This window comes from Chryseobacterium sp. HNCC26DJ238 (assembly GCF_057180465.1).
Genome location: NZ_JBXUGI010000020.1, coordinates 69,537 through 81,080 on the forward strand (window position 1 = coordinate 69,537; position 11,544 = coordinate 81,080).

Genomic DNA, 11,544 nt, shown 5'->3' on the forward strand with positions numbered 1-11,544 from the left:
ATTTCAGGATTCTCATTCAGAATTATATCAGTTCGGGATATGCAATAAGTCGTTTTTCTCCCGTGTAACATTTATACAGCGATGTAGCGGTTGTTTTTACGGCAATCAACAACGGTCTTGTTTTACCTTCAATGATCACATCTTTGGTTGCAATTTGCAGGATATGTGATTTGAATTCTTTTGTCAGTTCTTCAGTATCTGGATTCCTTGTCAGCCAATCCATGACCAACAGATCTATAAAAGGCCGGTAAGGTTCCATCAGATCATCTGCCAAGCAATAAGGATTGTACTTATTCTTATGAAAAATCCCTAAAACGGGAAGCAAACCTGTTTCGACAATCGACCTTGCAACAATACTTCGGAGAACAGCATACCCGAAGTTGAAGAACTGGTTCGGAGAGTCTCCATACCTCTGCCTGAGAAAATCCAGACTGATGAGGTACTTCCAGTAATGCTGGGCAGCAATACCTTCCATATTGGTCATATCACCACTTTTGACATTGCTTTGATAGCTTATCATTGGATCATAATAGTTCCCTAACCTTCGAAGCACTTCTTTCTGATTTTCAATTTTACATTCAATGGTTTGTTTCCAAAGTTGTTTTTTAAGAGGTTCACTTGCTTCTAACTGGTCTTTTACCCGGTCGGAATGTTCGGTATGCCCGTAAAGTGGCAGCATAATTCCGTGAGGTAAATGATGACTGTCACAACTTATGATCACCACGTTTTTCCCCATCATTTTTTGTATGAGCTGATGTGAAACAGTGATTTGAAAATGATCCAGCATCAGCAGACCCAGATCTTCCACAGGAACACTCCCCTTTTCCGTTTTACTTTCCGGGCAAAGGATTTTCATCTGCTCGTCTTTGAGCTTGAGGTAAGCAGGATTACCAATATAGATGGAGCGTGTAATCATAAAAAAGGATTAATAATTTTTATTTTTTTATCGACGATCATCCCATTGCACATATCTTCTGAAAGTAAAATAGAACAATTATTAAGTATGGAATCTGAAAGTATCAGAATATCACTTAATGCGTAATTGTATCTCTGAACTAAAAAGTGAGCATAATTATGAATATCACTATGTTGAGAAAGAGGACAAACTAATTCTTTTAACAATTTAATAGTAAGTTTAGTAATTTCCTTTTTTTCCATTTTAAATTTTCTTTCAAGTACTTTTATAAATTCAAAAATAACTAATTGAGTTACAAATGGTTTTTTAAGCAATATCTCTATTGCAATATCTTGCTTATGCATATCTCTATTGTCATAGGCATATAGTAAAACATTTGAATCTATAGCTATTCTATCTATATTCATTAAAAATCTGCTTTATCTTTTCTTTTGTTAAGAAATTAATATTACCTAATCTATCACAGTTTATTTTTAAACAGACATCTGCAATTTTAACTCTATCATTTGTCATAGTTACCTGAAGTTTATTCTGACTTTCTAATTCCCCAATTTTAGTCTTTGCATCATACTGTTTTATAAGATATGCAATATCTTGACGAACAAAATAACATTCATTACCGGAGGATTTTTCAACTTTATATATTCTATCAATTTGCCTTTTACTCAAATTAGATAATGTAAAATTATTATTGATATCCTCATCTACTTCCGGTACATATACTAAATCATTCGGAGATAAGTCAAATAACAACTTATAACCCTTTTCATTTTCTAAAGGCACTGAGTTCAATCCTTGTTTTTGTCTTTCTATAACGATATTTAAGGGAATTGTTTCATAACTTCTTTTTCCTTTTTCATCTTTATAAACGGCAAAAAACAAGTTCGTTCCTTTAGCTGCTTCTACATATTTATCTTTTTTACTACCTGATTGTCCAACAGAAAATCTTCCTGTTCCTTTTTCAAATACCCTCACTTTAAAAATTGGCTGGTGAAATACTCCATCATTTAAGTCAACAATTCTTATGTTCATTTCTTCAATGGATTCGGGTGTGAATGCTAAAATTTCAGGTGGAATTTCTTTACCTTTCTCATCTAAAACACCTTTATAGTTTTCTAAATGGGCTAAAAGAATCTTTTGAATACCAGTATCAGTAATCGAGCTTTTAATTTTTTTCTCATCAAAGCTTATATCTAATGATTTTCTAATTGCCGTTAATATTTCTTTCTTGCCAACCTTTACCCAAGGCAAGTCTACTTTAGCATAAACAAATTCTTTATGCATCGGTTTTCTAATCGCCCAGTTAGTTTCCGTCTGCTCTACTTTTTCTTTAGTTTTCACACCATTTTTCTCCACCCATTTTTCGTAGTGGTTAGTAGCTCTGTTAATGACACGAAGGTTTTGTTTAAAGCTTACGATGATAGTTTCTAAACTATATTTCGCCTCTACAGTAAAACTATCCCAAGGTTTTAAGAATAGCCATTTATAATTTTCTTTTGAATCGCCATTATACTTTTTATAGCAAAGATTCTTACGCAAATCATAACGAATATCCTGCTTCTCTTCTTTAGTTTTCCCTTTTCTCAATGCGTGCTCATTATTCATATAATTAATATGTTCTTTTGTAGCACAAGCAATTACCAAAGCATCCAAAGCATGGTGGCGATGGTCTATCCTTTTCTTTGAAAATCCTCTCGAAAACTCAATCGGAACAGTTGGTAAAAATTTTTGGTGGTTTTCATTCCAAGCTGTAAAATCAGTTGAATTGGTCAATTGATTCATTCTTTCAAAACGTGGCAAAATCAATTCATTCCAAACATCATTCAATCCCCAATCTTGTTTTAATTGATTGGTAATCTTTCCATTTCCTGGAACTATATTTTTAGAATTTACACCTTCATCACTTCCATCCTCCACACGAACTATATTAGAGAGAACACCAGAAATATATTTACTGATATATCGCGTATCATTCATCTGCCGCTCAATCATCTTTTCTGGTATTTCTTCCAAAAGAAGCTTATTTCTCTTGCCTCTGTTATTAGCGTAATGCTTTTTTACAAAATCTTCATATTCTTCTGCTTCAAAAACTTTAACATTTTTTCCGAAACCCAGTTCAATAATAGTTCCTCCAAATTGCTTGATAAATCCAAATCCTATGTAATTATCTTTCAGTTTATTAACCACCGATTCACAAATCACTTTATTACTAAAACTATCATCAAAATATCGACTTTGCGGAATGATGTGTTCAATTTCATATTCCGGCGTAAAAAGTTTATTTAAGGGAATAATCTGTCCGGTATAAGGCGATTTATATTTCTGTTCCAGCCAAAGTTTATATCTTTTTAAATCTGATGAAGAAGGTTGCGCCGTTTTGCTAATTTTAAGAATATCATCATCAATTTCAATATCAGATTTCAAAATTCCATCTTCATAAATTTTCAAAATCTCCTGTTGCATTGGAGAATATGGGCGAACATTTTCCACTCCACTATCATTCATCATTTCAGCCAGCAAAGATTTGATACGGAGATTCGTATTTTCATTTTCCGTTACCATATTGGTAATTTGCTTACGGTCATCCGCTGTATTTTTCATTTCTCGACCTAGCTCGATATGAATTTCGTTGAAAAAACCTTTAGCTCCATTTCCATATTTCAACCAAATATCTTTTACTACACGAAGTGTTTCTGTAATAACCTGTTCTACAATCGGGTTACGAAGTGAATGTTGTTTAAATTCTTTTAGAAATTCTTCCAAATCATCTGCAGAATTCCATTTCCCAATCAGTGAAGCTTCTGAATGTCTGCCATAAACAATATATTGAGCCAACCACAACTGCAAACCCTGAAAATGGCTTTCAGTAGTGAGATTAATTGCCTTTTCTCTTACTTTATCTTTAATATTTTCATCAAATTCTCCGGTAATGATTTTCTGAATTCTCTCTTTTGAATATGTATTGATATCGTCATAATTCCAATATTTTCCCAACCGCATCAAAGGCAACAATTTCTTTATCGCTTTTTCAGAAAAAGAACCATACTCGCTTTTGAATGGAGGAAATTTTTTGAAAGCCTCAAAGAAAGAATTTTCATCCAGATCATATTTACCGGCAAAAGATTTTAAGGCTTTTTCGTATTCAATTTTATCATTAACAGAATAGATGATGTGCCAAATTTTTTGTTCGATCTCCCTTGTGAAAAAATCATTAGAAATATTTTCCACTTTATCTAATCTTGAAAAAATCATTGCTTTGGTTTCATTGCAAGGATATTTTTTATCTTCAACAAAATTCCATCGATGTGTCTTCTCATTTAATTTAAAGTGTTTCAATAATGCTTTTTGATCAATCTCTTTTCTGTTATTTAAAAACTCAAACAGATTTTCAAAGTCTTTACCTGAATTTAAAAATTCTTTGGTTACATTCTCATCATTATCCTTTTTATAGATATTAAGATTAAAAATCCATTGCCAAACACGAAACTCCTGATAATAGGGATTAGATTTCGAAATAACTTTCAAATATTGCTTGTGTTCGATTCCATTTTCATCTGTGTATTTTCTAAACTCCAAAGTACAATTAGAAACAGAAGACTTCTGACTTCTCAATGGTCTCTGATAAAAAATAATATCATCCATAAAAAGATGTACAAAATCTTTTTTACTCAAAGTCAATTGATGTGCTTCATTATTTCTATATAATTCCCGCACGCAATCACTATATAAATCATCATTTTGCAACTCTGGGTGAAATGCTTTTTGAGTTTCTAAAATACTTTTCAGTTCTTTTCTGTAAAATTTCCGCTCGATAGTGCGAACCAATTTTCCATTGATTTTCTGCTTTGGATTCTGAAGAAGTGCACTGTAAATATAAGATCCTACTGTATTTTGAGAATTTTCAATTTCGTTTTCTGTCTTCTTCTTAACCAATGTCCAGTCATTTTCGCCTGGTGCCCGGAAACTTCTTTTTTCATTTCCGTCCTTATCAGTTTTTACAGAGCCATCATCGTTTAAATCTGTTGTGACGATAAAATCTCTTATCTTATCTTTCCAATCAAACAAAGGTATTTTGCTTGAACGTCTGTAAATCCACCCATTCTCTAAAATCAGCGAATACCAGATATCAGCTTTTCCTTTTTGAGGTTCATCACCCAAAACATCTACAATTCTTAATGAATAAAATTCAACCAGTTTATTTGGATTCTCTTCTTCCTCCTCTCCACGCAATTGATAATATCCACGCTTCTGATTAAAATTCAAAAGTATCCAGGCCAACTCTTCCTTCTCTATTTTTTGAGTTAGAGCTTTATTGCGTAAATAATAGATCGTCCAGTCATAAGGGACTTTTTTCTTATTCTCCAAAAGCTGAGGTTGATGCTTTTTAAAATCAGAAAGCATCTCTTCAAATGAATTTTTAAAAATAAATTCATTGATATCATATACTAATTTGGGCTCCGTTTCATCTTTGAATTTACCAAACCTCTTATCAAAATCTATTTGAGAAGCATAATGTGCCGGTAAGAATTGTAAAAGATTCAAAACCCGATGAAGACGTTCTCTTCTGAGTAAAAACCTTTCACGCAATCGTCTTACACCTCTATATCCTGTACGTGAAGCTGTCTGTGAAACGGAATTCCCTTTTCCGAACTCTCCCAAAATATCCTGCGACATGGGAATAATCCTGCTTCCCATACCAATAATCTTTCCTTCCTTTTTATCAAAATCTTGATTGACCAACGCCCATCCAATCGAATTGGTTCCTAAGTCAAGTCCTAAAATATTTTTCACCATAGTTATTAGTTTTTTGATACTGTATAAAATTAGAAATAAAATTTTTACTCAATTTACGGATTTCCTCAAACCATCTAATAAATTTTTATTCTATATTTGTACTAATAATTTTGAAAAGCAATTCACAATAAGGATTATTCCGTTGTGAAAACATTTAAGGCGGGGCAACTCGCCTTTTTTTATTTAATACCATAGCTATGACTTCACTAAATTTTATTCAACAACAACTCAACATATCCGATAAAAGCATCAGTGCTACCTTAAAATTACTTTCTGAAGACTGTACCATCCCGTTCATATCAAGATACCGGAAAGATGCGACAGGAAATCTGGATGAAATCCAGATCGAGCAGATCTTTAAGCTGAACAGGCAATTTGATGAGATCATCAAACGTAAGGAAAGTATTTTGAAATCCATTGAAGAGCAAAACGCTCTGACGCCGGAACTTAAGCAGAGAATCGGAGAAAGTTTTGATATTCAGGAGCTCGAAGATCTATACCTGCCATTTAAGAAACGCAGAAAAACCAAAGCGGATGCAGCCAAAGAAAAAGGACTGGAACCTTTGGCAAAAATCATCATGAGCCAGAAAGCGGATGATGTACAGCATCTGGCATTGAAATACCTCAACAGTCAGGTATCAACAGTAGAAGAGGCATTGCAGGGTGCGAGAGAGATTATGGCAGAATGGATCAATGAAAACATGTACGTGCGTAAAAATTTACGACGTCTTTTCCAGCGGAAAGCGCTCATCACGTCAAAAGTGGTCAAGGCAAAAAAAGAAGAGGAAGGAGCACAAAAATTCTCACAGTACTTTGAATGGGAAGAAAGCCTGAACCGAACGCCTTCTCACCGGCTTTTAGCGATGCTCAGAGCAGAAGCTGAAGGGTTTGTAAAAACCAATATCGTCATTGATAAAGAGGAAGCCCTTGATTTTATTGAAAATGCAATTATCAAATCAAGAAATGAAAGTTCGGAGCAGATCGCTTTAGCCATCAAAGATTCATATAAAAGACTTCTTGAACCCGCTATTTCAAACGAAACATTACAGGAAGCCAAAGAAAAAGCAGATAAAAAAGCGATTGAGATCTTCTCGGAAAACCTGAGTCAGCTTCTGCTCGCTCCGCCTTTGGGAGAGAAAAGGATCCTGGCCATCGATCCGGGTTATAAAAGTGGCTGTAAAGTAGTCTGCATTGACGAAAAAGGTGATTTACTTCACAACGAAACTCTTTATCCTCATGCACCGCAAAACGAAAGCGGTATGGCGATGAAGAAAATCCGTTCCATGGTCAATGCTTATAACATTCAGGCCATATCCATCGGAAACGGTACCGCAAGCCGGGAAACTGAATTTTTCATTAAAAAAATAGCCTTCGATAAACCCCTGCAGGTTTTTGTCGTGTCAGAAGCCGGAGCTTCAGTGTATTCTGCCAGTAAGATTGCCAGGGATGAATTCCCGAGTTATGACGTAACCGTCCGTGGTGCGGTTTCGATCGGAAGAAGGCTTGCCGATCCTTTGGCCGAGCTGGTAAAGATTGATGCAAAATCAATTGGCGTGGGACAGTATCAGCATGATGTAGATCAGACCCGGTTAAAAAATGAATTGGATTCCACGGTGATGAAGTGCGTGAATTCTGTGGGAATCAACTTAAATACAGCAAGCAAATCACTTTTAAGCTATGTTTCCGGCATCGGTGAGAAAATGGCGGAAAACATTGTGAATTACCGTGCTGAAAACGGAGCTTTTGAAAACCGGAAACAGCTGAAAAAAGTTCCGAGGCTGGGTGAAAAAGCGTATCAGCAAGCCGCAGCATTTATCAGAATCACCAATGCTGAAAATCCTTTGGACAACTCAGCAGTTCATCCTGAAGCATACGGAGTTATTGAAAAAATGGCGAAAGATCTAGGCATACACACAAAAGAGCTGATTGCCAATAAAGAGAAAATAGCAACCATCAATCCTGATCAGTATATCACTGAAACCATCGGTATTTTAGGGATCAGAGATATTTTAAAGGAACTTGAAAAACCTGGCCTGGATCCCAGAAAAGCGGCCAAAGTCTTTGAATTTGACCCGCATGTAAAAAGCATTAAAAATTTAAATATCGGGATGGTCCTTCCCGGAATCGTCAACAATATTACCGCATTCGGATGTTTTGTAGATCTGGGAATCAAAGAAAGCGGACTGGTTCATATTTCCCAGTTGAAAGAAGGCTTTGTTTCGGATGTGAATGAAGTAGTGAAACTTCATCAGCATGTTCAGGTAAGAGTGACGGAAGTGGATGAGGCGAGGAAGAGAATTCAGCTGAGTATGATCCTGTAATTCCTTTTGCCCTGAAGCAAAAAAACAAAAATTCAAGACCAGGATTCTTCCGCTAAAAAACAACTTAGTTTCTTTAAATTAAAGAATTATTAAACCAAAAAAATTCCGTTGCAAAAAATATACAACGGAATTTTTAGGTAATTTTCTATATAACCAAACGACTAATACTTAAAATCTGATTTTTTAATCCCTTTATTATATTTTAAGTCTATTAAATTTGTAATTTGATCCCCATTCTCAGATTTAAATATGTGTTTTGAGCAATATGTAAGATCTCCAAATTTTTTATACTCTGTGCATAAAAAGTTGAGAAAGAGTTCTTAGATGCATTCTTTTTTTCTTCTTTTTTTAGCAGGAAACTTTCTGTATCATAAAATAAATCCGTAATACTTCCGTCCTTTGCCGTAGCCTCTACCTGATTAATTTTTTGATTAGTATCAGTTTTTATAAATTTAACTTTATACAGCGTAGGATCCAGATAAGCGATTTCATTCATGATGTACTTCCTTTCATGCTTATCTTTAAACTCCTCCTGATCTGCTACCTTCTTCTGACCATTTACAGTGTCATATCCTGTTGTCCCGTCAAACCATGACCGATAAACGATTCTTCCCTGATACTCAATCTCAAAACTCCCTAAGTTTGGTTCCATTTCTTTTGTAATATAATAGACATTTCTCCCATCCATTACAGTAGAAGCTTTGGTATATAGAGTTTTTATGCCAGTTAAAAGTTCTTTTCCTCCAGACACGGTAATTGCTTTTTCAATAATTTCCTTTGCGCGGGTTTCTTCAACAGTTTGAGAAAATGCGAAATTCTGCAATACAACTACACAACAAATTGTAAGAATTTTGGTTATTCTTTTCATTTTTATATTTACTTTAATTATTTGTATTCTTTAGAATCCCTTCTCGGCTGTTTCATTTCCGGCCATTTTGCGACTTCTCCCTTATCATTTTCAGGCATCACTCTGCGTTCCCTGCTTGTAAATTCGGGATCTTCAGATGCCATATAGGCTAATGTTGCGGTAAGGATCACATTATTTTTCAGCTCATCAAAAATGATTTTATCGTATGTATCCTTTGTCGTATGCCAGGTATAACCGAAATACCCCCAGTTGAGCGAACTTAAAGAAAAACCGGGAACTCCTGCTGCAACAAATGAAGCATGATCGGATCCCCCGCCACCCGGCATTCCCGGAAAATCTGTTTTGATGTGGTCTTTCACATTTTTCGGAACTGCATTCAGCCATCTTCCGATATAATCATATGATTTGACAAACCCCTGTCCTGCAATATTGATGACTCTTCCCGTTCCGTTATCCTGATTAAAAACGGCCTGAGTTCCTTTGATGATTTCCGGATTGTCTGCGACAAAACCTCTGGAACCGTTCAGACCCTGCTCTTCACTTCCCCAAAGTCCGACAACAATACTCCGTTTTGGATTCGGATAATATTTTTTAAGGATTCTCATGGTTTCCAGCATGGTCAAAACACCGGTTCCGTTATCTGTTGCGCCCTGCGCACCGTCCCACGAATCCAGATGCGCAGAAAGGATAACATATTCTTCAGGTTTTTCTTTTCCCTTGATCATACCGATGGTATTGAAAGTCTTTGCATCCGGAAGAACTTTTGAATGAGCTTCTATTTTTATTTTCGGTCTGCTTCCTTTTTCAGCCATTCTGTACAGCATTCCATAATCTTCAACATCAATATCAAACATCGGAATTTTATAAGTTTTAGCACCGAAAATACGGTTGGCTCCCATAATTCCGGTCCAGTTTGAAATTGCAATTCCTGCTGCTCCCGCTTTTTCCAAAGCCTCAGGAAGAGTATTGTTATCATAACCGATGTTTTTCACATAATCCCGGAAATTTTTTGAAGCCTGCTCTTTTTCTGCTTTCAGCTTTTCATAGAGTTCAGGAGTAGCAAATTCTTTGATCTGCTCATCTGACCGACCGATTTTCTGGTACTGAGCCATCAGAACTATTTTTCCCTTCACTGCAGGAAGCCACTGGTCAAATTCCGCTTTTGAAGAAACTTCAGGAAGGACGGTGACTTCTGCTTCTACCGGTTTTTTTGTTGCAGGGCTCCATGCCAGTTGTGTTGCTGATAAAGATTTGATCCTTGGATAGACCATATCCACATGGGTAATCCCTCTCTGCCAGCCTTTCCATGTCCCGAACTGCTGAAGTTTTGCATCAATCCCCCAGGATTTTAATTTACCTGCTGTCCATTCATTGGATTTTAACATTTCCGGAGTACCCACCAAACGGGGTCCTACTCCATCTAAAAGTTCGAATGCCATCTCTTCCAGCTGAGATCTGTTATTCGCCTCATTTACAAAATTTTCAATGACAGAATCTGATTTTTGGCTGTTTGACTGGGCATTGACCAGCTGACTTGCCAAAACAACTGCAGGAACAGCAAAAAAGGTGTTTATCTTCATACTTATATTGATTGGCCTAAAGATAAAGTTATTTGTCGAAAAAACCTGTTTGAATCTGTGGGATCTAAATGCAAATCGGTACAGGATGCTTTAAAACAAAGCTATATTTTAAAGAAATGAGAAAGAGACTTTAGAGAAAAGCCTGTACAGATTTGTGTTATCAGCAGGAAATCATTTTTATATGCAGATTTCACATAAAAAAAGCCGGCTTTATAAGCCGGCTGAGTCTGTATTATTTTTTTGATTCTTCTACAGAAACTTTTCTGAATTCTTTGAACAATTTGCTCAATTCCAAAGCTGATTTACGAGCTCTTGTACCCGCTGCTTTGTTTCCTTTTTCTGATTGTTGGTTTGCTTCGCTTGCAAACGCTTCGAATTCTGCGTTGATTTTTTCAATAAGTTCTTTCATGTCTATAAAAAATTTAGGCTGCAAATATATGTTTTCAGACGCTTCCAGCCTAACATTGAAGAAAAAAATTAACATCAAACGTGAATTATTTTGATTTAAATCATGAAAAGACATCAATATTCTTTAATAAATGGAGACAGCAGGTTATTTTAGTATTGATTTACTATCTGCGACATCTTAGGTTCAGGTTTATGCCGTCCCCACAATACAATCCTGATCAATTGGGCATACAACTTGCAAATACTATTAGCTTTGAAGATATAAATTAATAAAATTGAGATATGACAGATAACGATAAATTCTTTAGAATTCTGGGCATCGTGGCAACAGTGACATCGATGGCGATGTATGTATCTTACATTCCCCAGATCAGCAGCAATCTGGAAGGCAATAAAGGGGACTGGCTGCAGCCTTTGGTGGCCTCTGTAAACTGTATGCTCTGGGTAATTTACGGGATTCTGAAAAAACCTAAAAGAGATCTACCGATCATTATTGCAAATTCGCCGGGAATCCTGTTTGGCCTGTTCGCATTTTTCACTGCCCTTTAAAAACAGGATCTTTTCAACTATAGTTGATTTGAAGATCAGTTTAAAATAAAAAGAATCCGTCTCACAACTGAGGCGGATTTTTTTTGGTTATAATTTTTATTTTCCTTG

Annotated in this window: 8 protein-coding genes; 2 read left to right on the plus strand and 6 right to left on the minus strand. The window is 35.7% G+C overall.

Annotated features, from left to right (window positions below; translation table 11 throughout):
- Positions 1 to 22: 22 nt before the first annotated feature.
- From cas1 to cas9, 3 genes are read right to left on the minus strand one after another with little or no spacing between them, the layout of a single operon-like run.
- The gene (gene cas1, locus AC2A07_RS17430; RefSeq protein WP_484051433.1) at positions 23 to 916 is read right to left on the minus strand and encodes a type II CRISPR-associated endonuclease Cas1; all 894 of its coding nucleotides are present in this window, start codon (positions 914 to 916) and stop codon (positions 23 to 25) included.
- Positions 913 to 1,323, minus strand: coding sequence for a PIN domain-containing protein (locus AC2A07_RS17435; protein ID WP_484051434.1), 411 nt, complete (start codon positions 1,321 to 1,323; stop codon positions 913 to 915). Before AC2A07_RS17435 ends, cas1 begins: the two co-directional genes overlap by 4 nt.
- Entirely contained in the window at positions 1,310 to 5,710 is a 4,401-nt protein-coding gene (gene cas9 / locus AC2A07_RS17440; protein WP_484051435.1) for a type II CRISPR RNA-guided endonuclease Cas9, read from the minus strand. Before cas9 ends, AC2A07_RS17435 begins: the two co-directional genes overlap by 14 nt.
- 197 nt (positions 5,711 to 5,907) lie before the next feature.
- Between cas9 and AC2A07_RS17445 the strand changes: the two genes are divergently transcribed.
- Positions 5,908 to 8,031: a Tex family protein gene (locus AC2A07_RS17445; protein WP_484051436.1), complete on the plus strand. Its 2,124-nt coding sequence runs from the start codon at positions 5,908 to 5,910 to the stop codon at positions 8,029 to 8,031.
- Between the two features lie 211 nt (positions 8,032 to 8,242).
- On the opposite strand, the gene AC2A07_RS17450 is transcribed toward AC2A07_RS17445, so the two are convergent.
- The 3 genes from AC2A07_RS17450 to AC2A07_RS17460 all read right to left on the minus strand — a co-directional run bounded on the left by AC2A07_RS17450 (position 8,243) and on the right by AC2A07_RS17460 (position 10,888).
- The gene (locus AC2A07_RS17450; RefSeq protein ID WP_484051437.1) at positions 8,243 to 8,899 is read right to left on the minus strand and encodes a hypothetical protein; all 657 of its coding nucleotides are present in this window, start codon (positions 8,897 to 8,899) and stop codon (positions 8,243 to 8,245) included.
- A 17-nt stretch (positions 8,900 to 8,916) separates the two neighbouring features.
- Positions 8,917 to 10,479, minus strand: a complete 1,563-nt coding sequence (locus AC2A07_RS17455) for a M20/M25/M40 family metallo-hydrolase (RefSeq protein ID WP_484051438.1) — start codon at positions 10,477 to 10,479, stop codon at positions 8,917 to 8,919.
- Positions 10,480 to 10,711: 232 nt separating this feature from the next.
- Positions 10,712 to 10,888 carry a histone H1 gene (locus AC2A07_RS17460; protein ID WP_262989762.1) on the minus strand — a complete coding sequence of 59 codons (177 nt, stop codon included), beginning with the start codon at positions 10,886 to 10,888 and terminating at the stop codon, positions 10,712 to 10,714.
- Positions 10,889 to 11,169: 281 nt separating this feature from the next.
- Between AC2A07_RS17460 and AC2A07_RS17465 the strand changes: the two genes are divergently transcribed.
- On the plus strand, positions 11,170 to 11,436 hold the full coding sequence (locus tag AC2A07_RS17465) for a SemiSWEET family transporter (RefSeq protein WP_484051439.1): 267 nt from the start codon (positions 11,170 to 11,172) through the stop codon (positions 11,434 to 11,436).
- The last annotated feature ends 108 nt before the right edge of the window (positions 11,437 to 11,544 follow it).

Excerpts from the sequence above, each read along its gene's own strand:
- cas1 (WP_484051433.1), bottom strand. The coding sequence starts at position 916 with ATGATTACACGCTCCATCTATATTGGTAATCCTGCTTACCTCAAGCTC.
- AC2A07_RS17435 (WP_484051434.1), bottom strand. The coding sequence starts at position 1,323 with ATGAATATAGATAGAATAGCTATAGATTCAAATGTTTTACTATATGCC.
- cas9 (WP_484051435.1), bottom strand. The coding sequence starts at position 5,710 with ATGGTGAAAAATATTTTAGGACTTGACTTAGGAACCAATTCGATTGGA.
- AC2A07_RS17445 (WP_484051436.1), top strand. The coding sequence starts at position 5,908 with ATGACTTCACTAAATTTTATTCAACAACAACTCAACATATCCGATAAA.
- AC2A07_RS17450 (WP_484051437.1), bottom strand. The coding sequence starts at position 8,899 with ATGAAAAGAATAACCAAAATTCTTACAATTTGTTGTGTAGTTGTATTG.
- AC2A07_RS17455 (WP_484051438.1), bottom strand. The coding sequence starts at position 10,479 with ATGAAGATAAACACCTTTTTTGCTGTTCCTGCAGTTGTTTTGGCAAGT.
- AC2A07_RS17460 (WP_262989762.1), bottom strand. The coding sequence starts at position 10,888 with ATGAAAGAACTTATTGAAAAAATCAACGCAGAATTCGAAGCGTTTGCA.
- AC2A07_RS17465 (WP_484051439.1), top strand. The coding sequence starts at position 11,170 with ATGACAGATAACGATAAATTCTTTAGAATTCTGGGCATCGTGGCAACA.